Below are 25,091 nucleotides of genomic sequence, written 5' to 3'. Positions count from 1 at the left end.
GTAAAAACTTTGCACTGATTCCACCGCCAGCGCCCTTCGGCCCGGCGACGCCTCCATTCTCTCAAAAGTCAGGGTCTCATGAAGAACAGAAAGCAGTTTGCCGCGCTCGTCGGTGCAGTCAGTGCAGTGGGCCTCGGATTGGCCGGATGCTCGACCACAGCATCGACCGCGCCCACACAGTCGGCAGCGGCCGGCGCAGCCGACCTCTCGGCAGCGTGCCCCGCAACCGTGGTGATCCAGACGAACTGGAACCCCGAGGCAGAACACGGCGCCCTCTATGAACTCCTCGGTCCGAACCCGACGGTCGACGCATCGAAGAAATCTGTCAGCGGGCCGCTCTACAGCGATGGCCTGGCAACCGGCGTCAACGTGGAGATCCGCGCCGGTGGCCCGGCCGTGGGCTACCAGACCGCGACCGCCCAGATGTACGCAGACCCCAGCATCATGCTCGGGTACGTCGACACCGCCGAGGCGATCCAGAACTCGGCGACCCTGCCCACCACGGCGGTCTTCGCCCAGTTCGATGTCGACCCGAGCGTGGTGCTGTGGGATCCGGCCACCTACCCTGACGTCAAGACGATCTCCGACCTCGCAAAGGCCGGGGCCGGACTCATCGCCTCAGACAACTCCATCGGCATCGACTGGCTCTCGACATCGGGGCTGTACCCGGCCAGCCAAGTGACGAAGAACTACGACGGAACTGCCGGCAACTTCGTCGCAGCGGGAGGAAAGTCCGGCCAGACGGGTTACGCCACGTCAGAGCCGTACACCTATGCCCACGACATCAGTGCGTGGAACAAGCCGGTCGACTTCCAGCTCTTCGCCGACGCCGGATGGCCGGCCTACGCCAATTCGCTGGCAGTCAAGTCGGGCGACCTCAGCGCCGACTCCGCGTGCCTCACGAAACTCGTGCCGGTGCTGCAGAAGGCAGACGTCGACTACTACACCGATCCCTCAGCCACGAACGCGCTGATCGTCGATCTGGTGAGGCAGTACAACACGGGGTGGGTGTACACGGCCGACGTTGCCGCCTACGCGGCGAAGGAGGTGCCCACGCTGGGGATCGCCGGCAATGGCACAAACGCGTACCTGGGGGACTTCGACGACGCCCGCGTCGCGAAGATGATCTCGATCGTGAGTCCGATCCTTTCGGCCCAGGGCGTCACTGCCAAGAGCGACCTGAAACCGGCCGATCTGTACACGAACCAGTTCATCGACCAGTCCATCGGCTTTTCCGGCTGATCGCCTTCACTCCCGACGCCGCACTCACTCAGCACAAGGATCTCAGTTATGACGAAACCTCTCACCCTCGCGATCTTCCAGTCGATGATGCCGGGCGGCACCGCCTACGGCAGCTGGCGGCACCCCGAGAACACCGCACCCGACTACCTCGATGTCGACCACTGGGTGAGCCTGGGTAAGAAGCTGGATGCGGCGGGCTTCGACTTCCTCTTCTTCGCCGACGCCTACGGTTCACCCGACACCGATGACCGGTTCTTCGACATCCGAATCAAGGATGCCGGTATCGGGGCCGCCGACCCGCTGGTCGTCGTGTCGGCCATCGCTGCGGCCACGAGCAAACTGGGCATCGTGGTGACGGCCTCGACGACCACCGAGAAACCACAGTCGCTGACCCGCAGGTACGCCACCCTCGACCACCTGACCAAGGGCCGGATCGGCTGGAACATCGTCACCGGCTCGGGGCAGGCGGCCTCTGCCCGCCTCTTCGGCGAAGCGATGATCCCGCACGACGAGCGATACCTGATCGCCGAAGACCACATTCAGCTATCGCTCAAGCTCTGGGAGCAGTCGTGGGACGACGGCGCGATTCTCCTCGACAGGGCAGCCGGGGTCTACGCCGACCCGTCGAAGATCCACGACATCCATCACGACGGGCCCTATTTCAAGGCAGACGGTTTTCTCACCGTGCCGCCGTCGCCGCAGCGCACTCCCCTCCTGCTGCAGGCAGGAACTTCGGGGCCTGGGCGGGACTTCGCCGCGAAATATGCCGAGGCAGTCTTTCTCGCGGGCGGCGACGCGAAACACGTCGCCGCGAACATCGCCGATATCCGTGAGCGAGCCGAGAGGTACGGTCGCCCCGCAGACTCGATCAAGTTCCTCGTCGGGGTGGGCTTCATCACTGCACCCACCACCGAGGAGGCCCAGGCCAAACGTGGGGAGATGCTGAGCTTCTCGACCGTCGAGTCAGCGGCCGCGTTCTACGCCACCCTGACCGGCATCGATCTGCTCGCGCTGGATCGCACGAAACCACTGGGCGACGTGAAGACCGAGCAGGGCCAGAGCGGCGTTGAGCGATTCTCCGGCGCAGACGGTGTTCCCCCCGCCACGGTCGGCGAAATCCTCGAGGACTACCGCCGCAACGGGGTCAACGGCAGCATCTTCGTCGGGGATCCGTCGACGGTCGCCGACCAGATCGAGGAGTTCATCGAGCTCACCGGGGCAGACGGCTTCGCCATCCAGCCCTACCTGGTGCCCGGCACCTACGACGATTTCATCGAGTTGCTCATTCCCGAGTTGCGGTCACGCGGGCTCATGAGGGAGCAGCCAGAGGGCTCCACCCTGCGCGAACACCTCTTCGGGGAAGGTCGCAAGCGCCTCCCCCGGGAGCACGCGGGCGCCCAGTTGCAAACACCGGTGAGCTGAGCGATCAGCTCCGAAGCTCGGCCGCGACGGTGACAGTGTCGGCGATCGTGGCGATGTTCGTGAGCGCGTATTCGAGGGCAGCGCGCTGCCAGTCCGCGCTCAGGCTCGAGGTGCCATCGGAGACGATGGTGACCTCGTAGCCGTGATCAGCGGCATCGCGCACGGTGTGCTCGACGGCCATGTTCGTCCAGGCACCGACGACGATGAGCCTGCTCACACCGAGGTTGCGCAGCAGGTGATCGATCTCCGTGCCGTTGAACACGCTCATGCGCGTGCGGTCGAGCAGGATCTCGTCGCCCTGCGGCTGCAGCTCGTCGACGATCGCCGCGCCCCAGGTGCCGATCTTGAAGGTGTCGGGTGCGAGCATCCGGAACACCGGGGCATTCTGGCCGCCGACGCCGGGCAGCGGGTAGACGACGATGCGGCTGTGGAACACCGGAACGCCGGACTCGCGCGCGGCACCCAGAAGGGTGCCGATGTTGGCGATGACGTTCTGGCTGGTCGCGTTCTCTGCTGCGCCGAAGGATGCGTAGGCCCCATCAGCGTGGACGGTGTCGTTCTGCATGTCGACGACGAGAACGGCGGTGGTGGGAGTGGATTCTGTCATTTCGTTCTTCTCAGTTCTGTTCTGCGTGGATCGGAGGAGGGCTTCGGTCAGGAGGGTTTCGGTCAGGAGGGATGCGCGGCGAGCCAGGCCGCGGCGATCGTGTCTGAGGCCTGCTGCCCATCGACGCTCTTCACGTTCATCGCGACGAGGTCTTCGGGGGTCAGGGCGGCGCTGATGCGATTGACGGTGTCGACGGCCGCAGCGGGAAGCGTCTTGCTGGCGACCGGCACCACGTGCGAGGCGACGAAGAGCCCTTCAGGGTCGTCGAGCACGACGAGGTCGCCGCTGCTGATGGTGGGGCTTGCGGTATAGACGATCGCAAGCTGGATCGCGCCACTCTTCAGGGCACTCACCGTCAGAGGTCCGCCCCCGTCGTCGATGGCAGAGAAGCCGACGGTCACTCCGTAGTGCTGCAGCAGGCCCTTCGGGCCGTTCGGGCGATCCGCCCCTTCGGCGTTGCCGCCCAGGGTGAGGGGAACGGGTACGGTGAGCAGGTCGGCGATGCTCTTCACGCCATACTTCTCAGAGAAATCCCGCGTCACGACGTAGGAATCCTGGTCGGTCGCAGCCGACTGGTCGAGCACCTGGAGACCGGCGGGGGCGGCCGCGGCGAGCGCGGTGTAGACCTCGTCGGCCTTGGTCAGGGTCGTCGACGACTGCCAGTACTGCAGCAGAGGCCCGGTGTACTCGGGGAAGAGATCGAGGTTTCCCGACTCCAGTTCGGGCAGGTAGGCCTCCCGCTGGCCGATGTTGAACTGGCGTTTGACCGCGAATCCGTCGGCCTCGAGCCCTTCTGCATAGATCTCGGCCAGGATCTCATTGGAGTAGTACGCCTGGGATCCGATCACGATGGGTTCGGCAGCGGTACCTGAAGCACCCGACGAAGTCTGGGCGCCGAGCGGGTCAGCACTCGTTGCCGAGCATCCGACGAGTGCGAATGCCGAGACACCGAGCGCGAGCGCTGCGAAGGTTCTGAGGTGGGTCATTGTCGTCCTGTCGTGTGAGGTGGTCAGTCGATGATGCCGACGGCTTTGCCGCCCACGGTGTTCGCCTCGAGGTCGCGGTGCGCCTGCACCATCTCGTCGAGCTGGTAGACGCGCCCGATCGGCACAACGGCCGAACCGTCGGCGACGGCGTCGAGAAAGTCCTGCAGCACAGCGGCCGGCAGGCCCTCCGCCTCGCCCGAATATGCGGTGAGGCGCACCCCGTTGGGCAGCCAGTCCATCGGGTAGAACTCCGGGATCGACCAGTTGTCCGAGAGCATGCCTGTGAAGCAGACGGTGCCGCCCGGCCGGGTTGCCCGAAGAGTGTCTCGCATGACGTTGACGCCGACCAGTTCGACCGCGCCATCCACTCCCTCGCCCAGCAGCCGGCGAACATCCTCTGCGATGAGTCCAGTGTCGACGAGTGGATGATCGACCCCGACTTTGTGCAGACGGTCGAACCGGGCTTCACTCCGCGTAGTGGAGATCACGGTCATCCCCCTGCGCTTGGCAAGCACCGCGATGGTGAGGCCGACAGACGACGTTCCGCCGCGGATCAGGAGGCTCTGGCCATCAATCGCCTGCAACCCGACCGTGAGTGAACCGTAGGCGGTCTGCAGCATCTCGGGGATTGCACCGAGCGTCGCCCACGGAAGATCGCTCTCGAAGGGGATCACCTGGGTCGCCGGCACCGACACGAACTCGGCGTATCCCCCGTCGAACGTACGACCCATACCGCCCATCATGGTCATGACCGTGGTTCCCGGCTCGAATTCTCCGCCGGGTGCCTCTTCGACGATGCCCGTGGCCTCGATGCCCGGAATCCTCGGAAAATCGCCGGTCGAGGCGACACCGCTTCGAAAATGCAATTCTGAGCGATTGAGCCCGAATGCCCTGACGCGAATGAGAACCTGGCCGACGCGGGGCGTGGGCCGGGGAACGTCGCCGAGGTGGAGGACTTCAGGGCCACCGGGCTGGTCGATGACCACGGCCCGCATCGTGTCACTCACGACTTCGCACCCCGCCGAAGTGACGACGACAACGCGGACAACGTTGCGGACAGCGCGCCTGCCTGCCCCTCATCCATTCCCGAACCCAGCACCGCGGCGAGGTGGCGCGACGCTGATGACGACGCTGATTCGTAGGCCGCCGCACCCCGAGGAGTCAAGGTGATCACCATGGACCGGCGGTCGACGGGATGCGGCGAGCGCTCGACCAGGCCGTCGTGCGCGAGCCGGTCGATCACCTTGCTGGCGGCCCCGACCGTGATCTGCAGGTCGTCGGATATGTCTTGCACTCTTGCTGAACCAGCTCGCAGCGCGACCGCGCGCAGGGACTGGAGCTGTGCAACAGAAATCCCGACATCTGCCCGTTGCAGACGGTCCAGCCGTTCCCAGAGTTCGATCTCCAGGCGCACCAGTTCGATGAACAGCGTGGTGTACGCGGAGGAGCCGGGGGCAATGGCCTGCTGTTTCGTGCCCTGCTGGTCAGAAGTGACATCCATACCTGGAACAAGTCACTGCCCCGGAACTATATTCCCAAGAATTGAAGTGAGAAAAGCGCCCGCCGGTGGTGCAGGATCCGGCCCGGAGGGGACTGTGCCCGAGCATCCGAGCTACTCGGGCGTCATCCTCAGGGATGATCACAAGATCACTCGCTCGTGCGACGACGTTGTGCGGGCAAAAACCTAGAGTGGCGGTGAGCTTCTCACAGAACTCGTCAGTGCAGGCAGACAGGAACGTTTCGAATGACCCAGGATTCGCAGAGCACGCCCGTGAAGAGTTCGGGAAACCGGCTGTTCGATGCGCTCGGTCTCGACTTTCCGCTCGGTGAGAACCAGCCAGGCCTCGTGCGGTTCATCGTTGCGACGGTTGTCGCCGTGGTCGCCTCGCTTGCCGCGTGCGCCGCGCTCGCCCAGCTGGGCGTCATACTCTTTCCTTCCACGAAGGGCTACGAGCACTACGGTTTCGGCGACTACGGAAAGCTCACCATCATCGGAGTGACCCTGGCGTCGCTGGCCTGGCCGGTAGTGACCCTGCTCAGCACCCAGGCCAGGCGCCTGTATTTCTGGCTCGCCGTGATCGTGACGCTAGTGGGGTTCGCCCCCGACGCCTGGATTCTCTACAAGGGGCAACCGGCTGGAGGAGTCTTCATCCTGGTACTCATGCACATCGCCTTGGCGCTGATCACCCTTCCGGCATTGGTGTTCATCGCGCCCCAGCGCGCAACGCGGCGTCGCGGGTGACGCACGTCAGCACGGGAAGTCTCCTCCGTCTTCTTGTAACAATTTCTTGACGGGCAGCGCGATTATGTTGTATTACTGAGCCTGTGCCCCCGCATCGGCGCAGAACCAAGCCAGACATCGATCGGGAAGGCGCTACAGCACACATCGGGAGCCGTCGAGAGTCGAACTCAACGATCACACAGGAGTGATTCGCTCAATTCGATCGGTCGCCACCCGGTTCCACCGAGAGGAGACAGAACATGATCAAACTCGTGGCCGAAACCGGCATCACCGGCAGGGTGGTCCGGCGGGGAAGTGAAGGCTATGAGAACCTCCGGCGCGGATTGTGCTGGCACGACCGGGTGCCAGAGCGCTACCCCGAAGTTATCGTCGTCGCCACCACAGACGACGACGTTGTCGGTGCCGTCCGGCTCGCGCGCGCCGAGGGCCTCACCGTGTCGGTTCGTTCCGGAGGCCACAGCTGGTCGGGCTCGCACCTGCGTAACGGAACGCTGTTGATCGACATGGCCAACATGCGCCAAGTCGAGATCGACGTCGATCAGCAGATCGCGGCCGTGCAGCCGGGCATCCAGGGCGTGGAATTCGCGTCGATGCTCGCGGAACACGATCTCTTCTTTCCCACCGGTCACTCCACGGGAGTGGGCATCGGCGGCTATCTGCTTCAGGGCGGATTCGGATGGTCGGGCCGGGACTATGGGCCGGCCTGCATGTCGGTGACGGCGATCGATGCGGTCACCGCCGACGGCGAGCTGGTGCACGCCGACGAGACCCAGAACGCCGAGCTCCTGTGGGCCGCCAGAGGCGCCGGGCCGGGATTCTTCGCGGTCGTGACGAAGTTCTACCTCACCGTGTTCCCTCGACGGCCCATCACCATGATGAGCCAGTACGTCTTCCCGATCTCTGCAGCGCACGACGTGTTCGATTTCGTGCACACGGTCGGCCGGCAGACTCCCACCGAGTTGCTGGTGCTGATCACCCGCACCCCCATGACGAATGATGAGCCAGCCGTGGTGCTGGTGTCTGTCGCTCACACTCTGACTGAACCCGAGGCGCTCGAACAACTCTCACTGTTCGAGACGTGCCCCGCGCGGGACCAGGCCATCATCGCCCAGCTGAACGTTCCGATTGACCACGTGACACTCACGAAGACGGCCGACGGCGGGCGTTTCGACGACTCCCGACGGTGGCTTGCCGACAATATCGGCACTCGTGCAGGCTTCTCGGATCTGTGGCCGACCATCGAAGATCTCATCGCGAGCTGGCCAGAGGGATGGAAGACGCATCTGATGGTCTTCAACTGGGACCACGACGGACAGCCGGAACGGCCGTCGATGGCTTTCTCGATCGAAGGCGATTTCTTCTACGGGCTCTACGCGGAATGGGGTGATCCGGAGGAGGACGACAAGCTCACTCGATGGGTGACCGACCACATGCGGGCTGTGGAACCCTTTGCCACGGGAACCGCCTTGTCGGATGAGAATCTCCTCAATCGACCTTCCCCTTTCATGTCTGCTGAGAATCTGCGGCACCTGGACGACCTCAGGGCCACTTGGGACCCGGATGGCCGATTCGTCTCCTGGCTGACACCCGGCGATGCCCTCAGCTGAGCAGGGGCGCGAGCTCCTGGGCGGCGCGGCACAACTCATCGGTGATCACTGCGCGGTGAGAAGCGACGTAATCGTGGCCGGCCGTCACCATCACGACGTTCACCAACACTGACTGGGCATCACGCACCCCCACCGCGATAGAGGATGCGCCTCGGTCAGAGGAGGCCTCGAGGGTAGCGCAGAGCGGGAGTCCATCCAGGTCACGGATGCAGTCCGAAAGGGTCGGGTCTGCATCCGTCTCTGCGATCACCAGAAGACCGGCGGCCGACGCGGAGAGGACGTTGATGACATGGCCACGATCGGGCAGTGGAAATCGGGGATCCTCATCCAGCACCCGTATTCGAGTGCCGTAGACGCTGAAGAGGTGCACTGCAACACCGAGTGAGGCCCGAAGGCCGGCAATCGTCGACGATACGGCCCGCGTCACGCCGACCGCGGGTTGGGATTCGGCCAGGGCACCGATACGGGCGCCCAGCGCGAAGCCGCTCAGGTCACCAAGTCGTACGACATATTCTTCCCGCACCAGGAGATTGAGGATGCGATAGGTGGTGGCCGGCGAAAGACCGAGTCTGCCGGCAATGTCGCGGGCCGTGACACCTGATCCTGCCGTGGCTATCTCTTCGAGCACGGCCAGGGCGTGCGCGATGGCGCGGGGTTGGTTGTTGTTCAGATCGCGAAGAGGTGGTTCGCGGCTCATCTCAATGCTCGGCACATGTCTTGAACCGAGCCTCGATTCCCTCCGGTATCAGATCGTATTCAGCGGTCTGATCGTAGACACCCACGCGCACGATGCCTTGCCGCTGGACCTTGATCGCGAATGCCGACCACACAGCAGCGATAAGGGCGACGGGCACAAGGATGGCCAGGGTTCCGTTGGCGATGTTCCAGACCACGAAGCATACGACGACGAGCACAAGCCCGAAGCCGACCGAATACGCCGCGATGCTTGCGGCCAGCAGCGGTTCTCCGATTCGCCGGCGGAAGCGTGGGAGCAGGAGGCACGCAGTCGCGTAGGCGAGCCCACAGCCGACGGCCGAGGTCGAGAGCGCGACCCCCGTGACGAGTTCGGCACTGCCCGTGACTGATGTCGCAAGCAGTGCAGCGAACAGAACCAGCCCGGCGACCCAGGCTGCGGCACGCATAGGAAGCCGATTTCGCCGATCGACTCGACCGAGGGTGGAGGGGAGCAGGCCGTCCCGCCCGAGCGTGAAGACGAGCCGAATCACGCCGTTCAGCGAAGCAATGAAAGCGGCGATATACGACAGGAGGATGCCGAGGTCGAGGGCAACCACCAGAACAGTGGAGGTGCCCGGGGTGGTGGGATCGACATCACCGACGGCTGTGAAGGCCCCGCTGGCCTGGAACCCAGCGTATTGGCCAAAGAAACTGAGCACGAAGATCACCGCGGCGACGACGACCGACAGAACGAATGACCGCGGTACGTCGCGGAATGGCCTCCGGGCCTCCGCACCGAGGGTGGCAGAGGTCTCGAATCCCACGAACAATCCCACTGCCACGGCCGCCCCGGCGCCGACAGTCGCAGGATCAGCGTGTGTCGGCACGACAGGAGGCACCACTCCCCAGTTGGTGGCGATCAGTGCCGACATGATCACGACGATGAGCATCACGGCGATGAGCTCGACGACCAGCGTGATGCGCGTGGAGAAACGCACCCCGATGGCAAAGAACGCAAGCCCGACCAAGCCGACAAAAACGAGAAGCGGAGGGAGCATGACCGCGTCGGGAACGGCGGGGATCGCGAAGCGAAGCAGCACACGCGCAGATGAAGCCGCTCCCACGAGCACTCCGATCGTGATGCCAAGACTACCGACCAGCAGAGCGGCGCCAGCCGCCGTGGCGGAACGCACGCCGCCGGCCCACGCTGCATAGCTGTACACCGATCCACTCGTGACCATCCGGCGCGCATACTGCGTTACGGTCGCGACGACGAGAGCGATGAGCACGAAGCCGAGCAGGAGCGAGATCGTGCTCGCCTCGCCGGCCACGGCGAACAGGGCTACCGGGATTGTGGCACCCGCCGCGGAGGGTGCCACAGCGGAGATGGATTGGCCGAAGAGATCGAGCGGGCCGATCGAGCGTCGCCGCAGCTCCGACAGCGGTGATCGCCCGGGAACCCGTGTGCGGGAGCGGCCTCGCCCCGGAGGCACCAGAGTAATCGACCTCTTTATCGACTCCTCGAGATCACGCATGTCGTGACCCTAGGTGCCTGGAGTTTCACACACGTGTCGGCTGCACGTCATCCCTGTAACTCCGTTTGAGACACGTCTCCCGCGCGTCTCGAGCGAGGTCGCCGAGATGTCATCCCCCCGAAACGGCGATGACATGACGACGGGACAGGGTCGATACATTGCTACACCCGGCGAAACGATCGGAGCATCATGACTACATCATCGCAGGCGACAGCCTCGGAGGCTGACGTGGAGGCACACCCGGGGAGGCTCAATACCGCCACCATTGTCTTCATGGTCGCAGCGGCGGCCTCGCCCTTGTCGATTCTCGCGGGTGTCGTACCCCTCGGCTTCCTGTTCGGCAACGGCATCGGCCTTCCTGTGATGTTCGCAGTCGCCGGTGCCGTCTTCATTCTCTTCTCCGTCGGCCTCGTGGCCATGGCCGCGCGTGTCACACAGTCGGGCGGCTTCTTCGCACTCATCTCCCAGGGCGCAGGCCGGGTAGCGGGGGTCGCCGCGTCATACGTTGCTCTCGTGGCCTACTGGTCGCTCATCGTCGGTATCTCGGCCTATTTGGGCTACGTGATCGAGGTCACGGTCGCGGGCAACTTCGGTGTCGACATTCCGTGGTGGGCGTTCGCGGTGCTCGCGCTTTTGGGGGCAGGCGCGCTGGGGTTCCAGCGCATCGACACAAGCTCGAAGGTGTTGTCGGTCCTGCTCATCGCCGAGCTTCTCGTGGTGATCGCGCTGACGATCGCGGTGGTCGTCAGCGGGGGTGGGGAAGGCCTGTCGCTCCAGCCCTTCGCGCCATCCGAGATCTTCTCGGGCTCGCCCGCAATCGGTCTGGTCTTCGCTGCGCAGGCCTTCATCGGCTTCGAAGCAACGGTGATCTACCGCCGTGAAGCCCGCAACCCGAGCCGCACCATCCCGCGAGCTACCTACCTGGCGGTGATCCTCGTCGGGCTCTTCTATGTGATTTCTTCGTGGATGCTCGTCATGGCGTGGGGGCCCACGAAGGCCCTGGATGTCGCCGCCGCCGACCCCGGATCGATGCTCCTGACCACGGCCGACCGTTATCTCGGCTCCTTCGGCCAGGTCGCGGTCGAGGTGCTCCTCATCACGAGCCTCTTCGCGGCCGTGCTCTCCTTCCACAATGTGTTGAACCGGTACCAGCTCTCGATGGCACAGGCCGGGGTGCTTCCGTCCCAGCTGGCCACGGTACACGGACGGACGGGTTCACCCCGGCATGCCGCAGCCGTGCAGACTGTGATCAGCGTGGGCCTGATCATCGTGTTCGCGCTCCTCGGCCTCGATCCCGTCGTGCAGGTGTTTGCGTGGCTTCCCAGCATCGCCGCCTTGTCGGTGCTGAGCCTCATGGCTGTCGTCTCGGTCAGCGTGGTGCTGTACTTCCGACGCCAGCCCGGAGATGTCAGCCTCTGGAAACGCGTCGTGGCACCGGTGCTCAGCCTCATTGCCCTGGTGGGGATGATCGTGTTCGTGCTCATCTACTTCCCGCTGCTGACGGGCGAGTTCGATGCCAGCGGCAATCCGTTCTACGGGCCGATCAGCCTCGTGCTGGTGGGAATCATCGTGCTGGCAGCAGCGGGCGGAATCGCACGAGCCCTTGTCATGCGGGCTCGCCGGCCCGAGCAGTACACCGCTCTCGCGTCGACCCTCCACGAGTGACGACGTCGCGGGCACCCGGAATGCATTCCCACGGCCAAGACGGGCTGGGGCTTACCTTTCTGGTCGTCGGCCTGATCGTCGCTTCTGCCGTACCCGGGATGCCTGCATGGCGTGGCCGTCGCCCCGACGGGAACTCCATAGCGGCGCGCGCCTGCATGTTGTGCTCACTCACCACCATGATGGCGGCGACTCTCCACTGATCGCTGTCATCCCAACTCCAGGAAAGCAGGAAAGACAATGACCGACATCACCGATGCGAGCCACGTTGTAACGACGCATCCACTTGACCCGCTGTCAGCAGCGGAGATCTCCGCTGCGTCGGCTCTGGTACGCAGTTCGCAGGGATTCCCTCAAGCCGCGCGCTTCGTGAGCATCGAACGCCAGGAGCCTTCGAAAGAAGAACTCGAGGCCTTTGCGACTGGTGCAGAAATCGAGCGTCGCGCCTTCCTGGTCATTCGCGATGTCGTGGGAGCGCGCACACTCGAGGGGGTCGTTTCGCTGAGCTCATCATCGGTACTCTCCGTCTCGCACATCCCTGATGTGCAGCCGGGACTGCTGTTCGAGGACTTCCTCGCCGTCGAAGAGCTGGTGCGTAATGACGCGCGTTGGCAGGACGCGATGCGAAAGCGTGGGGTGACGAAGTTCGACCACGTGATGATCGAGCCGTGGCCATGCGCGTACCTCGGTGAGGAGGATTCCCCGACCAGGCGGCTGAACCGCCCCCTCAGCTACGTGCGGTACTCCGAAGATGAGAACGCGTACGCGCACCCGGTGGACAACCTCACGGTCTTGGTCGACCTGGATTCACGGGAGGTGCTCGAGGTCGTCGACCTTGGCGTTGTTCCGGTTCCGGGCCGACCCGCAGAATTCTGGACCCCGGAAGAAATCGCGAATCCGGACAACATCCCCACGTTCCCTGGCGCCCGCACCGATCTGAAAGCCTTGGAGATCACCCAACCCGACGGGCCGAGCTTCACCGTGAACGGCAACGAGGTGTCGTGGCAGAAGTGGAACTTCCGCGTCGGTTTCACACCTCGCGAAGGCCTTGTACTGCACCAGCTCGGCTACGACGACAAGGGGCGGCGTCGATCGATTGCCCACCGCATCTCCCTCTCAGAGATGGTGGTGCCCTATGCAGACACGGCGCCCAACCAGATCCGCAAAGCCGTCTTCGACGGCGGCGAAGACGGCCTGGGCAAGAACGCGAACAGCCTGGTTCTCGGTTGCGACTGCGTCGGTGAGATCTTCTACTTCGACGTGGCACTCACCGACTCGGCGGGCACGGGCGAGTCGGTGAAGAATGCGATCTGCCTGCACGAGGAAGATGCCGGCGTGATGTGGAAACACACCGATCTACGCACCGGCCGGAGCATCGTCCGCAGATCCAGACGCCTTGTCATCTCGCAGTTCATGACGTTGGCCAACTACGACTACGGGTTCTACTGGTACCTCTACCAGGACGGCACCATCGAGTGCGAGGTCAAACTGACCGGCATCATGTCGATGGGCGCCTTCGCCGAGGGCGAGATCCCGAGGCACGGAGCGCGGATCGCTCCGGGACTGTATGCCCCTCATCACCAGCACTTCTTCAACGCGCGCCTGGACATGGCCGTCGATGGCCCCCGGAACACCGTGGTGGAGGTCGACAGCAGATCCCTGCCCGTGGGCCCGGAAAACCCCTATGGCAATGCCTGGGAGACGGTGTCGACGAAACTGACGAAGGAGTCCGAGGCGGGCCGCGACCTCGACTTCGCCTCGGCCAGGTCATGGAAGATCGTGAACACCGACAGCGTCAATGTTGCCGGTGACCCCGTGTCGTACAAGGTGATGCCGGGAGAGAACGCTCATCACCTCCTGCACGACGATGCACCAGTGCTGCAGCGTGCCGGGTTCCTCAAGCATCAGCTGTGGGTCACGAAGTTCGACGCCTCCGAGCGCTTCGCGGCCGGAGACTACCCCTATCAGAGCCCAGGCGGCGAAGGGCTGCCGAAGTACGTCGCGCAGGATCGATCGCTCGAGAACGAGGATGTCGTGCTCTGGTACACCTTCGGAGTGCACCACATCACCCGCACAGAGGACTGGCCCGTGATGCCAGTCCACCGCACGGGCTTCTCCTTGAAACCGAGCGGATTCTTCGACGGCAACCCCGCTCTCGACCTCCCCGAGTCCACCTCCGACCATTGCGCTCACCACCCCGAGACTGTTCACGACGGGCACATTCACCCGGGCCACTGACTCGCGAGCTGTGCGGGGGTGTTGGCGGGCCTACCGTCGCTCAGGTCAATGCCCGGGAGAAGACGATGCGATCAGAGGGCACGCAAGCGAGGGGCGAGGTCGCGCTCGAACAGCTCGAGGAAGCGGCGCTGATCCTGGCCGGGGCCGTGGAAGACGAGGTGGTTCAGGCCTGCGTCGAGGTACGGCTTGATCGCTGCGACCACGGTGTCGGGGTCGTTGCCGACGATCCAGCGGGATGCGATCTGCTCGATCGGCAGGGCATCGGCCGTCCGCTCCATCTCGATCGGGTCGGTGATGTCGTGCTTCTGCTCCTTGCTGAGCGACAACGGCGACCAGAACCTGGTGTTCTCGAGCGCTGTTTCAGCAGAGGTGTCGTACGAGAGCTTGATCTCGATCATCCGGTCGATGGCCTGTGGGTTGCGTTCGGCTGCAGCGGCACCCTCGGCCACAGCGGGAAGCAGCTTCTCCGTGTAGAGATCCATGCCCTTGCCGGAGGTGCAGATGAAACCATCCCCCGCACGCCCGGCGTAGCGGGCAACAACCGGGCCGCCGGCCGCGATGTAGACGGGAATCGGATGCTCGGGGCGGTCGTAGATCGAGGCCCCGTGAGTGGAATAGTACTCGCCGGCGAAGTCGACCCGCTCGCCGGTCCAGAGTTGCCGCATCAGGTCGACTGCTTCGCGCAGCCGAGCGAATCGCTCCTTGAATTCGGGCCAGTCCTGGGCACCGGCGCCGCGGAACCCCGTCGCAACCTCGTTGAGGGCTTCGCCGGTGCCCACGCCGAGCATGATGCGCCCCGGATACAGGCACCCCATGGTCGCGAATGCCTGGGCGAGCACCGCCGGGTTGTAGCGGAACGTCGGCGTCATGACCGAGGTACCGATCTGCACCGTCGAGGTACGCTCGCCCACCGCTGCCATCCAGGAGAGCGAGAACGGTGCGTGGCCTCCCTCGTGCCGCCACGGCTGGAAGTGGTCGGACACGACCACCGATTCCATTCCGTGGCCTTCGGCGGCAACGGCGATCTCGACCAGCTCCCGTGGAGCAAACTGTTCGGCTGAGGCCTTGTAACCGAGTTTCAGGGGGAGCATGTTTCTCATTTCTCGCGTCGAGCCTGCGCGGTGCCATGCGGAGCGCGCAAACCAAGCGTATGACTTCGAAGCGCCCCCGCCATGCCTCGATCGTGAATTCGAATGCGATGATGGGTTCGCATAGGCTCGGGGCCGATGTCAGAGGAGACGTCAATGGAAACTACAGCCGCACCCCCGAGACTCGGCGTTGTCTTCGGTTATTCGGGCGAATTTGCAGAAACTGCCCACGAGGCAGTCGAGTACGAACGGATCGGCGTCGACCTTCTCACTGTCGCCGAGGCGTACTCGTTCGACGCGGTGAGTCAGCTCGGGTACCTCGCCGCGAAGACCACGTCGATCACTCTCGCCTCGGGAATCCTTCCGATCTATTCACGAACCCCCGCACTGTTGGCAATGACAGCTGCTGGCCTCGACTTCGTCTCCGGCGGCCGATTCGAACTCGGACTCGGTTCTTCGGGACCCCAGGTGATCGAAGGCTTCCACGGTGTGCCGTTCAGTGCTCCCCTCGGTCGGATTCGCGAGAACGTTGAAATCTGTCGCACAGTGTGGCGTCGCGAGCCGCTCGACCACCAGGGGACCTACTACCAGGCGCCTCTGGGGTCAGACAGGGGCCGCGGCCTCGGCAAGCCCCTCAAACTCGTCAATCACCCAGTGCGCTCATCGATCCCGATCACGATCGCCGCCCTGACCCCGAAGGCCGTCACGCAGGCGGCAGAGATCGCCGACGGTTGGGTGCCGATCTTCTTCCACCCCGAGAAATCGGCTGCCGCCTGGGGTGGGGCCCTCGCTCAGGGAGCGACACTTCGCTCCCCCGAGCTCAAGCCACTGGACATCATCGCCAAGATGCCCTTCTACATCGGTGACGACGTCGACGAAGCATTGGAGACGTACCGCCAGACGGTCGCCCTCTACGTCGGGGGCATGGGCGCACGCGGTGCGAACTTCTACAACGATCTCGCCACCGGGTACGGCTTCGGCCCAGAGGCGGCCATGGTGCAGGAGCTGTATCTGACGGGCCGGAAAGCCGAAGCGATCAGCGCACTGCCAGAGGACCTGGTGACGGGCACCTCTCTCATCGGCACTGAATCGCAGGTCCGTGAGCGGGTAGCCGCACTACGCGACTCCGGCGTGACCACCGTCTCCGTTTCGACTCTCGCACAGACCACCACGGCTCGTATCGAACAGCTCGAGGCTCTTCGCGCGATGCTGCACTGATCCTCTGCTGGGATCGGCCGGCGTCAGTGTCCCATCCGCGTGAGCGTGCGTCGCAAACCGTTCTGCGGAGGCGTCGCGGCTGAGACGGCGCTGAAGAACAACACGGCCACCAGACCGTAGAGAAGAGCGCGACGCAGAATGCCCCTCGATGCGCGCTTCGGCGGGGTCCGATCATCCTCTGTCGGCGTGTGGGAGGAGGGCAGTTCACCGCCGGCTTGCGCTTCAGCCATGAAGGCAAGCCGGCGCAGCGTCTCGATGTTGCGGATGAACAGCAGGGCATTCATCAGGATGCCCGGCACCAGTGTGCCCGGCCCCTTCACCGCGTTCTCGACGATCGTCACGCGACACCCAGCCGAATGCGGCTCGACCTCGATCACGACCCGAGCCTCCCCGACGGGCCAGCCTTTCGGCTGCATCACGACTCGACGCGGCGGATCCCACTGCAAAGACGTGGTCGCGTCGTTGATCAGTGCTGGCCACACCCCGAACGAATGTCGCAGCCGGGAGCCTGTGTGCGGCCACGACGCATCGACGTCTCGCATGCGGGACGCGCCGACAACCCAGGTGGGAAAATACCAGCCGTTCGCAATGACGGCGAACACATCATCGGGCGAACACTTCAGAATGCGGTGATTGGTTGACATGTCTTCCCCTCTCCGTCGTTGCACGTTCTCCTGAGTCTGGTCTACGCGAAGACGGGATAGAGAAAAAGGGGCTTGACGACCACGCGGGCCAGGCAGAATCCTGGCGTCTTCCGATTCAGCTGACGCCCAGATAGGCGCTTTCAACACGGTTGAAGTCCGAGAGCAGATGCTCGGCAGTCCCCGTCAGTACTACCTGCCCCTGGGCGAGAACATACGCCCGATCGGCCACATTCAACGCGGTCTGCGCATGCTGCTCGACCAAGAGGATCGCAACGCCTTCATCACGCGCGCGGCGAAGGCTCTCGAGAAGCCGCTGGACGAACATCGGCGCGAGCCCCAGAGAGAGTTCGTCGATCAGCAGAACATCCGGGTTGCTGGCGAGGGCTCTCGCCACCGCGAGCATCTGCTGTTGCCCGCCCGAGAGAAGACCAGCGGTGCGTCCGAGGTGAGGCTCGATCTCTGGGAAATACGACAAGGCGTCCTCGATACTCCCCCGGCCCAGCCTCAGGTTCTGTGCGGCAGTGAGCCCGAGCAGCACTCCGCGTTCTTCTACGACATAGGCCAGGCCCGAATGCACGCGGCGCGCCGTCGAGTCAGTACGAACCTCCCCATTCAGAATCACCCGTCCGGCTCTCGGTGCTATCAATCCGGCGATGGTTGCAAGTGTCGTGCTCTTGCCTGCACCATTTCGGCCCAACAGCGCGACGATCTCGCCAGCGGCCACATGGAGCGAGATGTCGCGAAGAACTTCGACGTGACCGTAGCCGGCAGAGACATTCTCCAGAGCGAGGCGCGTGCCAGCCGACCCGCCAGGTGTCACTATGGGCTGCACCTCTCGGTTCGTGATCTTCATACCGTTGCCTCCTGGCCGAGAAATGCTCGTCGGACTTCGTCATTCTCGCGCACGACTTCTGGCACACCGTGCGCGATGACCTTGCCGTACTCCAGAACAGTGATGTGGTCGCAGATGCGCATTACGAGATCGACGTCATGCTCGACGAGAAGCACAGCGATCTTCCACGAGTCGGCCATCTCCCTGATGAGCTCCCCCAGTTCGACGCGCTCTGTCGCCGAAAGACCGGCGGCCGGCTCATCGAGCAATAGAACAGACGGTCGTGCTGCAATCGATCGAGCGATCGCTACCAGCCGACGACGGCCATAGGGCAGCGCTCCGGGCAATACGTCCAGGTCATCGGTCAGACCAAACCTCTCGACCGCATCCAAGGCCGCGCTGCTCATCGTCGCCCGCCCGGGATGCACGAGATCGGTCGCATAGGCCCGCCACGCCCGGGCATCAGATCCGACGATCAGATTCTCGCGCACGGTGAGTTCCTCGAACAGTTCCAGACCCTGCAGCGTGCGGCCGAGTCCCTTTCGCGCCCGTTCTGCCGGTGAGAGTCGATCGATCGCGGCGGCTCCCAGCGAGATTCTGCCGGTGTAACCCCGGGTGATGCCAGTTACAGCATCGATGAGGGTGGTCTTGCCGGCGCCGTTCGGGCCGATGAGGCCTTCCACCCGTCCAGGCTCGATCGTCATCGAGACGTCGTGCAGTGCACGGATGCCTCCGAATTCAACGCTGAGCCCTGCGAGCGTCAGCGTCTCTCCAGGCCTGGCCGACGATTCGTGCGCGGCGATCGCAGGCGGCAATACGGTGTTCCGGCCGCTGGGACGACGCGTTCTCGGTGATGGGCTGATCGGTCGCAGTCGGCGCGTCAGCACAGCGAGGAGCCGTGCGTTCGCCGGAATTGCGCCGTCGGGCACCGTCACCAGGTTCACAAGCAGGGCGAGCCCCAGAATCAGAGGCAGAAACTGTTGCAGACCAGACAGGCTCATCAGGTAATAGACGAATCCTCCCGTCACGGCGAAGCCGCCGAGCACTCCCGCGGCAAGATAGCCGACACCACCCAGGACGACCGCGCCCAACAGCGTCATCGACGCGTCGACGGTGAATCCGCTGAAAACCACGGTCGGCTGGCGGAACGCCAGTAGGGCGCCCGCGGTTCCGGCGAGGGCACCCGCGACGGCAAGCCCGTAGAGGCGCGCACCTCGAGTCGAGATGCCGAGGCTCAGTGCAGCGCGCTCTCCCGACCGGGTGGCCAGCATTCGCCGCCCAGATGCCCCACGCCGAATGTTCGCGACGACGAGGCTGCACACCACGAGTACAGCAGCACAGACAAGTGCGAATCGTTCGGGATACTGCACGGCATCGACGCTGATTCCGAAGAGACTCGGAGACGGCACGGAGATTCCGCTGATTCCGCCTGTGAGAGACGGGTTCTCCAGAACAAGAGCCTGCAACGCGAGCGCCAGGCCGACGGAGATGATGGCGACAACGTCACCCCGCACCCGGAGCGACAGGATTCCGACAATCGTTCCCGAAATCAGCCCCGAGAGAGCGCCGATGAGCAGTGCCACAACGAACGGAACACCAAAGTCGGCAGCGGCTTTCGCGGCGACGAGCGCCCCGATTCCGGCCAGCGCATACTGTGCGAGCGAGAGCTCCCCTGCATAGCCGGTCGCAACCACGAAAGACAAGCCGATGAGAGCGATGATGAGCGACGTGCTGAAGGCGTCGAGCGCGCTGTGGCCGAGCAGCAGTGACAACCCACCCACCAGCACCACGCACACAAGAACCAAGAGTGGCTTGACCTTTCCAGTACCGACGGCCGGCAATTGTTCGCGTCTGCCCCCTCTCCCACGGATGACATCTCCGCGGATCAAGATCGCCGCCACGATGACGATGAAAGGGATCGCGGTGGACCATCCAACGTCACCGTGGATGCGCACGGCCTCGGCCTGAGCCACCCCGAGCACGAGGCCGCCGCCCATCGCCCAGCCGAACGACCGGAATCCACCGATCAGCGCGGCGGCCAGTGCACAGTAGACGATCTGGCCCATCCCGGTGACACTGATTCCGTTCATCGGGGCGATGAGTACGCCGGCGAGGCCGGCCAGAGTGGCTCCCATGACCCAGTTCACCAGTGAGACGCGGCGCGATGACCAGCCGAGCACTTCGACGGCCACGGGGTTCTCGGCCGTGCCGAGGGTGGCGAGTCCCAGCCTGGTGCGACGAACGTACCAGGTCAGCGCGATCGTCACCAGGATCCCGATCGCCAACACAATGGCCCGGTCGGTGCCGATCAGGAGGGTTCCGGAAAGCCTGAGCGGAGTCGTCGGAAGCAATCCACCGACGAACTGGGTCGCATCGCCGTAGTACAGCGCCGCCACAGACTGAATGACCGTGAGCACGGCGATCGTTGCAACAAGACGCGTGATCGTTGACGCGTGTCGGAGCGGTCGCATGACCGTCAGTTCAATCACTGCGCCCAGCGCTCCGGCTATCAGCAACGCCGCCAGCGCAGCGACACCCAGGGGCGCACCGGCCCTGGTCGCCTCAGAATAGGCATAAGCCGCGACCAGGGCGATGGCGCCCTGCGAGAAATTGAGCACACGGCTGCTCAGAAAGATGAGCACAAGACCCTGCGCAGTCAAGCCGTAGATCGCCCCGATTCCGATACCGAGAAGAGCGAATTTCAGAAAGTCGTCCACAATACGCTCCTTTCGGGAACTGCGATCAGCCTGCGAACGTGGTGATGAGGTCCTGGATGGACACGAACGGGTCTGCTCCCGAATCCTGCAGCACCAGGTGCCCGTCTGCCACCTTCTGGTAGACGATCGTCGGGTTGAACATTCTCGGATACGTCGTGCTCGTTGATTTCGTCGTGTAGGTGGGAATCACGCCACCCATATCCAGATTCTCCACCCCATTCATGGCGGTGGTGACGCTCGCTGCGTCGACGCTCGGAAGACCAGCGATCACTCGTTCGAACGTCCACATCGCCAACCATTCGTGAAGGCCCGTGGTCGACGTCGCCAGCGAAGGGTCATACGCCTGCAGTTCGGCCTTGTACTGCGTTGTGCCGGCAGTGTCGGCCGAAGGAGGCACCAGCCCATCGACCGCCATGACGCCCTCAGCTGCCGAACCGGCGCTCGAAATCACGCTGTCACTGAGGTTGAACGGAAACGTCGAGATGTTGGAGTCAGGTGCGATGGTGCGCATTGCAGTGATGAACGCGGCCTCGTCAGACGCGAATCCGGCCACACTCGCCCCTCCTTCGGTCGCTGTCGCGATCGTCGGGCTCAGGTCAGCTGACTTCGCAGGGATCTGCACGAGGCCGCCGGAGGTCGCACCGCCCGACGCGCTTCCTGCTGCGACGGCGTCACCGACCGAGGTCGAGATGCCCCCCAGGCCACCCGGCACAACCGTGCTGACCTTCTTTGCCCCGGCTGAGGCAAGTTGGAGCCCCATGCCGAGCGTCTGGCCGACAAAGCCTGAGGTGTCAGGAAAGGAAACAGGGCTGGTCAGAGCGACATCGGTGAACGGGTACACCCCGACCGCCGGTATTCCGGCTGCTTCCAGGATGGGAAGAATCGTGACCTCGTTGGTTGTCTGAAGTCCGACAACGGCGACCACACCCTTCTGAACGGCATCGAGAGCGCACTGCCGGGCAGTGTCGGTGCTCAACTCGTCGCTGCAGACGATGACGTCGATGGGCCTCCCGCCGATTCCGCCCCTGGCGTTCAGAGCTGCGGCAGCGGCCTGCGCGCCGGCCGGGAATTCCGGGTTCGCGGTTCCGAGTTGGGGTTGAGTCCAGTTTCCGATGGTCATCACCGTGATCGGTTCGCCTGTGAGACCGGCGAGCGGAGTCTGTGCGGCACCTGTCGGTGACGCTGAGGGGCTGGCCGCGCTGCACCCGCCGAGCGACACTGCGAGCAGTGCGACTCCTGCGACGGTGAAGATCGTCTTGCGATTATTCCTGGTTTTCATGAGCGGAGTCTCCGGGTTCTGTGGCAAGTTCTGGTTGTGGAACTTCGGTTGAGGTGCTGGAGGTGCTTGACGAGCTGGTTGTGCGCGGATCGTCGCCGACGGTGACGATCACTTTTCCGAACGCGGCGGGGTCGCTGCGCCGTCGGTGGGCCTGTTCCATCTGGTGAAGTGTGAAGACGGAATCGACCGGAATTCGGTATCGGCCGGACTGCACTCCGGCCACCCATTGGCGCATGAGGTCGGGCGTTCGTGCCGTTCCGTCCACTCCACCGACGGTCAGGCGAACTGTCGGCGGGATCAGATCCATCGGATGCGGGAACAGGGGGATCGAGCGATCCTCGCGCTCCCTCGATCGGATCGACTTCGTTTGGTCACGAAGAAGCCCCGTGATGCAGACGATCCCGAATTCCTGCACGCATCGGAGGGTCTCCCGGAGTGAATCCACACCCAGAAGGTCCACGGCGAGATCGACCCCGAGAGGAAACAGGCGTCTGACCTGCGCTGTGAAATCGTCGTCGTCGATGACCACATCATGAACGCCGTGGGCCAGGAGCTTCTCGACCTTGGAGGGGTCGCGAGTCGTCGAGATGACGTGGGCACCCTGATCCAGCGCGAGAGTGGCGGCAGCCAGGCCGACGCCAGACGTGCCGCCGCGAATGAGCAGTCGCTTCCCTGCCAGGTCGCCGAGACTGCGAAGCGCACCCGATGCCGCTGTGAACGAGCCCGGTATGGCGGCCAGGGCTTCGACGCCGAGTTCGGTTTCGACACTGAAGACGTCAGGCTGGTCTACGACGATGAATTCAGCCCATGCTCCCGGCCGGGTGTAGCCGTACCCGCCATAGGCGCCGACAACCAGCCGACCGACCATACTGGGGGCACCCGGTGCCTCGACGACCGTGCCGACGAAGTCATTTCCCAGGATGAGCGGAAGTGTCGCGGTCGACACACCCTCCCGGCTGGCGATCTCAGACGAGATGACCGACGTGGCCTGAACACGAACCAGGACTTGATCAGAGCCTGGCGTCGGAACGGGCATCCGCTCTGGTTGAAGGGATGTTTTACCGGAGCCCTCTCGAACCACCACCGCGAGCATGGTCTCGGGCCGGTCGTACTGCACGGGTCGAGCAGCGTCGGGATCGGCAGTCAGGGTTTTCGCAAGTGGCCTTTCGGGCAAACGGGCAGGGGTGAGTTCAGCCAGCACGAGGGGCTGCGTGCGGGCGTGCGAGGGAGATCAGTAGTTATTCAGTCGGATCGGGTGCGCGGTTCGACCCGGGAGAGGCTCTGGCGCAGCGTGAGGCGATCGCCTCGGATTCTGGTGAATGCGTACTCAACTGGTTCGCCGTCGGTGTTGTGCACCAGGCGCTCGAGAACGAGCAGAGGATGACCGGGGTCGACTCCGAGCAGCGAGGCGTTGAACGGGTCTGCGACCGACGCCTCGATCGCGTGATCGGTGACCCCGAGTTCGATGCCCGCTTTGGCGTAGAGCGAGAACCATTCGTCATGCGGGTCGAATTGAAGCACGGTAGGCAGGAAGTCGACTTTGACGTACACCGTGGTCGTATCGAGTGGCGTGTCGGCGAGGTCAGTGACGAGTTCGACGATTCCGCAGCTGCCACCGTCTTCGATTCGCAGCTTGCGCGCGACGCTCGGCGGGGCGATCTCCTGGCCCACCGAGAGCACCTTGTGCGCGATCTCCTGAGCCGGGCCGTGCAGGAAGTCGAAGTCATGAGTGACTCTGAGAGAGGTGACCAGGGTGCCGCTGCCCTGCATTCGCCTCACCAGCCCCTCCTGCCTGAGCATCTCGAGTGCTCCCCTGATGACCTGCCTGCTCGCTGAGAACGACTCCATCAGTTCCAGTTCGCCAGGCAGTACCCCGGACGGGATTTCACCGTGCATGATCGCTGAGCGGAGAAGGTCGTGCACGCGACCGGCCGCGGCCAGCCTGCGCTCGGTGCGGGGGTGGAAGGTCGGCATGGTCGTCGTCACACCCTTATTAGAGATAGCCGAAATTGCGGTCGGGTTACAGCTTCGTGTCCCCAAAGTTACGCCACTTAGAACCCACCTGCCCGGCTGTGTTCCGCGAGAATCCGGGGCTGAGTGACGCCCACGCGGTGGATCCGCGGGCAAGATTCTTTCCTGATCGAGCTGGTCACCGAAACGAGCGCGGGTGATTGTCTGTCTGAGCGATCCAGCCAGCAATGTGATCGATGGTGCGTACCGCCTCGGTCAAACCCGGCACGTCGAGGTACCCATGTCGGGTTCCTGGTTCGAAATCCACGACCACGTGTATACCAACGGAATTCAGCTTCGATCCGAATGCTTCGCCTGAACACCTCAAGTCATCCGCTTCGGCGTTCACGATCAGAGTAGGTGGTAGCCGGGTCACATTCCCGTCGGCTGGGAATGCGCTGGGGTCGCTCAGCCCCGAGATGCTCCTTGTGTAATTCAGGTTGATTACTCTGATCATGTCCGGGGGGAACCGCTCGTGCTCGGGCAACTCTGCAGCAGCAAGCGCAGCGCTCGGTGTCAGCTCTGGCAACACAGCATGAAGCGCGGGATATACGAGTATCAGCGACGCCGGTGACGTGTCGGCGCTGTCACCCAGTCGGATCGCGACAGCGGCACTCAGGTTACCTCCCGCGCTCGCGCCGCCAAGATGAAGCCTGCCAGGGGTCACGGTGGGCAGGAAGCCACCAGAGGAGGCTGCGAGCCACCCCGCAAGTACTTCATCGGACAGAGTCGGGTGATGAACCTCGCCGAGTGCCTTCTGGTAGTCCAGGGCCAGGACGTCGACTCCGCGTGAAGCGAGTTCGAGAGAGACCCAGTGCGATTCGGGCATGTCGAGGTTGCCCCGCAGGAAGCCGCCGCCGTGCACCCAGACAAGCCCCGACCCACTCGGGTTGGGGCTCAGGTATGAACGCGCCAGGACAGTACCGTGGGGGCCTTCGATCTGATGGTCTGCAACAACGACGTCTGAAAGTTCGGGGAACCGCTCCGCAATAGATGCCGGATCGACGTCGGGGCGGGGATCGACCATCTCACTGAACATGCGGGCCCTGGCCATGGCCGCGTCGATCTCGTCTCGTTCGCTCACGGA

The 25,091-nt window shown here is 64.0% G+C and carries 21 protein-coding genes; 7 read left to right on the top strand and 14 right to left on the bottom strand.

Annotated elements, in window-relative coordinates; genetic code table 11:
• Positions 1–78: 78 nt before the first annotated feature.
• A complete protein-coding gene (locus JOE66_RS02055) occupies positions 79–1,242 on the top strand; it encodes an ABC transporter substrate-binding protein (RefSeq protein ID WP_205106486.1) in 1,164 nt (387 codons plus the stop codon).
• A gap of 48 nt (positions 1,243–1,290) precedes the next feature.
• Positions 1,291–2,664, top strand: coding sequence for an NtaA/DmoA family FMN-dependent monooxygenase (locus tag JOE66_RS02050; RefSeq protein WP_205106485.1), 1,374 nt, complete (start codon positions 1,291–1,293; stop codon positions 2,662–2,664).
• 4 nt (positions 2,665–2,668) lie between these two features.
• On the opposite strand, the gene JOE66_RS02045 is transcribed toward JOE66_RS02050, so the two are convergent.
• From JOE66_RS02045 to JOE66_RS02030, 4 genes are all read right to left on the bottom strand, one after another.
• A complete protein-coding gene (locus JOE66_RS02045) occupies positions 2,669–3,271 on the bottom strand; it encodes a cysteine hydrolase family protein (RefSeq protein WP_205106484.1) in 603 nt (200 codons plus the stop codon).
• Between the two features lie 62 nt (positions 3,272–3,333).
• Positions 3,334–4,257, bottom strand: a complete 924-nt coding sequence (locus tag JOE66_RS02040) for an ABC transporter substrate-binding protein (RefSeq protein WP_205106483.1) — start codon at positions 4,255–4,257, stop codon at positions 3,334–3,336.
• A gap of 23 nt (positions 4,258–4,280) precedes the next feature.
• Positions 4,281–5,264 carry a zinc-binding alcohol dehydrogenase family protein gene (locus tag JOE66_RS02035; RefSeq protein ID WP_205106482.1) on the bottom strand — a complete coding sequence of 328 codons (984 nt, stop codon included), beginning with the start codon at positions 5,262–5,264 and terminating at the stop codon, positions 4,281–4,283.
• Positions 5,261–5,758: a MarR family winged helix-turn-helix transcriptional regulator gene (locus JOE66_RS02030; protein WP_205106481.1), complete on the bottom strand. Its 498-nt coding sequence runs from the start codon at positions 5,756–5,758 to the stop codon at positions 5,261–5,263. Before JOE66_RS02030 ends, JOE66_RS02035 begins: the two co-directional genes overlap by 4 nt.
• A 243-nt stretch (positions 5,759–6,001) precedes the next feature.
• On the opposite strand from JOE66_RS02030, the gene JOE66_RS02025 reads away from it, so the two are divergent.
• Both JOE66_RS02025 and JOE66_RS02020 read left to right on the top strand, forming a co-directional pair.
• On the top strand, positions 6,002–6,499 hold the full coding sequence (locus JOE66_RS02025; RefSeq protein WP_205106480.1) for a DUF6069 family protein: 498 nt from the start codon (positions 6,002–6,004) through the stop codon (positions 6,497–6,499).
• Between the two features lie 239 nt (positions 6,500–6,738).
• Complete coding sequence (locus JOE66_RS02020; protein ID WP_205106479.1) at positions 6,739–8,106, top strand: FAD-binding oxidoreductase; 1,368 nt, start codon at positions 6,739–6,741, stop codon at positions 8,104–8,106.
• Here JOE66_RS02020 and JOE66_RS02015 read toward each other — a convergent pair.
• Complete coding sequence (locus tag JOE66_RS02015) at positions 8,099–8,803, bottom strand: helix-turn-helix domain-containing protein (RefSeq protein ID WP_205106478.1); 705 nt, start codon at positions 8,801–8,803, stop codon at positions 8,099–8,101. The genes JOE66_RS02020 and JOE66_RS02015 overlap by 8 nt on opposite strands.
• 1 nt (position 8,804) lies before the next feature.
• Positions 8,805–10,316 carry an APC family permease gene (locus JOE66_RS02010; RefSeq protein WP_205106477.1) on the bottom strand — a complete coding sequence of 504 codons (1,512 nt, stop codon included), beginning with the start codon at positions 10,314–10,316 and terminating at the stop codon, positions 8,805–8,807.
• 189 nt (positions 10,317–10,505) lie between these two features.
• On the opposite strand from JOE66_RS02010, the gene JOE66_RS02005 reads away from it, so the two are divergent.
• Together JOE66_RS02005 and JOE66_RS02000 are read left to right on the top strand one after the other, a co-directional pair.
• Entirely contained in the window at positions 10,506–11,981 is a 1,476-nt protein-coding gene (locus JOE66_RS02005) for an APC family permease (RefSeq protein WP_205106476.1), read from the top strand.
• A 237-nt stretch (positions 11,982–12,218) separates the two neighbouring features.
• On the top strand, positions 12,219–14,216 hold the full coding sequence (locus JOE66_RS02000) for a primary-amine oxidase (protein ID WP_205106475.1): 1,998 nt from the start codon (positions 12,219–12,221) through the stop codon (positions 14,214–14,216).
• Between the two features lie 71 nt (positions 14,217–14,287).
• On the opposite strand, the gene fgd is transcribed toward JOE66_RS02000, so the two are convergent.
• Positions 14,288–15,307, bottom strand: a complete 1,020-nt coding sequence (fgd, locus tag JOE66_RS01995) for a glucose-6-phosphate dehydrogenase (coenzyme-F420) (protein WP_205106474.1) — start codon at positions 15,305–15,307, stop codon at positions 14,288–14,290.
• A 153-nt stretch (positions 15,308–15,460) separates the two neighbouring features.
• Here fgd and JOE66_RS01990 point away from each other — a divergent pair, with 153 nt between their 5' ends.
• A complete protein-coding gene (locus JOE66_RS01990) occupies positions 15,461–16,522 on the top strand; it encodes an LLM class F420-dependent oxidoreductase (protein ID WP_205106473.1) in 1,062 nt (353 codons plus the stop codon).
• 23 nt (positions 16,523–16,545) lie between these two features.
• Here the strand turns inward: JOE66_RS01990 and JOE66_RS01985 are convergent, their stop codons facing one another.
• From JOE66_RS01985 to JOE66_RS01955, 7 genes are all read right to left on the bottom strand, one after another.
• Positions 16,546–17,166, bottom strand: a complete 621-nt coding sequence (locus tag JOE66_RS01985; protein ID WP_239518191.1) for an SRPBCC family protein — start codon at positions 17,164–17,166, stop codon at positions 16,546–16,548.
• 115 nt (positions 17,167–17,281) lie between these two features.
• Positions 17,282–18,019, bottom strand: coding sequence for an ABC transporter ATP-binding protein (locus JOE66_RS01980; protein WP_205106472.1), 738 nt, complete (start codon positions 18,017–18,019; stop codon positions 17,282–17,284).
• Complete coding sequence (locus tag JOE66_RS01975; protein ID WP_205106471.1) at positions 18,016–20,715, bottom strand: branched-chain amino acid ABC transporter permease/ATP-binding protein; 2,700 nt, start codon at positions 20,713–20,715, stop codon at positions 18,016–18,018. The genes JOE66_RS01980 and JOE66_RS01975 overlap by 4 nt, the downstream gene beginning before the upstream one ends.
• Before the next feature lie 25 nt (positions 20,716–20,740).
• Positions 20,741–21,994: an ABC transporter substrate-binding protein gene (locus tag JOE66_RS01970; RefSeq protein ID WP_205106470.1), complete on the bottom strand. Its 1,254-nt coding sequence runs from the start codon at positions 21,992–21,994 to the stop codon at positions 20,741–20,743.
• A complete protein-coding gene (locus JOE66_RS01965) occupies positions 21,978–23,195 on the bottom strand; it encodes a zinc-binding dehydrogenase (protein ID WP_205106469.1) in 1,218 nt (405 codons plus the stop codon). The genes JOE66_RS01970 and JOE66_RS01965 overlap by 17 nt, the downstream gene beginning before the upstream one ends.
• A 41-nt stretch (positions 23,196–23,236) precedes the next feature.
• Positions 23,237–23,980: a GntR family transcriptional regulator gene (locus tag JOE66_RS01960; protein WP_205106468.1), complete on the bottom strand. Its 744-nt coding sequence runs from the start codon at positions 23,978–23,980 to the stop codon at positions 23,237–23,239.
• A 163-nt stretch (positions 23,981–24,143) separates the two neighbouring features.
• Positions 24,144–25,088: an alpha/beta hydrolase gene (locus JOE66_RS01955; protein ID WP_205106467.1), complete on the bottom strand. Its 945-nt coding sequence runs from the start codon at positions 25,086–25,088 to the stop codon at positions 24,144–24,146.
• Positions 25,089–25,091: the final 3 nt, after the last annotated feature.

This window comes from Subtercola frigoramans, assembly GCF_016907385.1.
Taxonomy (GTDB): domain Bacteria; phylum Actinomycetota; class Actinomycetes; order Actinomycetales; family Microbacteriaceae; genus Subtercola; species Subtercola frigoramans.
This window is presented reverse-complemented; position numbering and strand designations above follow the sequence as displayed.

Excerpts from the sequence above, each read along its gene's own strand:
- JOE66_RS01985 (WP_239518191.1), bottom strand. The coding sequence starts at position 17,166 with ATGTCAACCAATCACCGCATTCTGAAGTGTTCGCCCGATGATGTGTTC.
- JOE66_RS02030 (WP_205106481.1), bottom strand. The coding sequence starts at position 5,758 with ATGGATGTCACTTCTGACCAGCAGGGCACGAAACAGCAGGCCATTGCC.
- JOE66_RS02025 (WP_205106480.1), top strand. The coding sequence starts at position 6,002 with ATGACCCAGGATTCGCAGAGCACGCCCGTGAAGAGTTCGGGAAACCGG.
- fgd (WP_205106474.1), bottom strand. The coding sequence starts at position 15,307 with ATGCTCCCCCTGAAACTCGGTTACAAGGCCTCAGCCGAACAGTTTGCT.
- JOE66_RS01980 (WP_205106472.1), bottom strand. The coding sequence starts at position 18,019 with ATGAAGATCACGAACCGAGAGGTGCAGCCCATAGTGACACCTGGCGGG.
- JOE66_RS02015 (WP_205106478.1), bottom strand. The coding sequence starts at position 8,803 with ATGAGCCGCGAACCACCTCTTCGCGATCTGAACAACAACCAACCCCGC.
- JOE66_RS02010 (WP_205106477.1), bottom strand. The coding sequence starts at position 10,316 with ATGCGTGATCTCGAGGAGTCGATAAAGAGGTCGATTACTCTGGTGCCT.
- JOE66_RS01970 (WP_205106470.1), bottom strand. The coding sequence starts at position 21,994 with ATGAAAACCAGGAATAATCGCAAGACGATCTTCACCGTCGCAGGAGTC.
- JOE66_RS02045 (WP_205106484.1), bottom strand. The coding sequence starts at position 3,271 with ATGACAGAATCCACTCCCACCACCGCCGTTCTCGTCGTCGACATGCAG.
- JOE66_RS02040 (WP_205106483.1), bottom strand. The coding sequence starts at position 4,257 with ATGACCCACCTCAGAACCTTCGCAGCGCTCGCGCTCGGTGTCTCGGCA.
- JOE66_RS02020 (WP_205106479.1), top strand. The coding sequence starts at position 6,739 with ATGATCAAACTCGTGGCCGAAACCGGCATCACCGGCAGGGTGGTCCGG.
- JOE66_RS02000 (WP_205106475.1), top strand. The coding sequence starts at position 12,219 with ATGACCGACATCACCGATGCGAGCCACGTTGTAACGACGCATCCACTT.
- JOE66_RS02005 (WP_205106476.1), top strand. The coding sequence starts at position 10,506 with ATGACTACATCATCGCAGGCGACAGCCTCGGAGGCTGACGTGGAGGCA.
- JOE66_RS02055 (WP_205106486.1), top strand. The coding sequence starts at position 79 with ATGAAGAACAGAAAGCAGTTTGCCGCGCTCGTCGGTGCAGTCAGTGCA.
- JOE66_RS01990 (WP_205106473.1), top strand. The coding sequence starts at position 15,461 with ATGGAAACTACAGCCGCACCCCCGAGACTCGGCGTTGTCTTCGGTTAT.
- JOE66_RS02050 (WP_205106485.1), top strand. The coding sequence starts at position 1,291 with ATGACGAAACCTCTCACCCTCGCGATCTTCCAGTCGATGATGCCGGGC.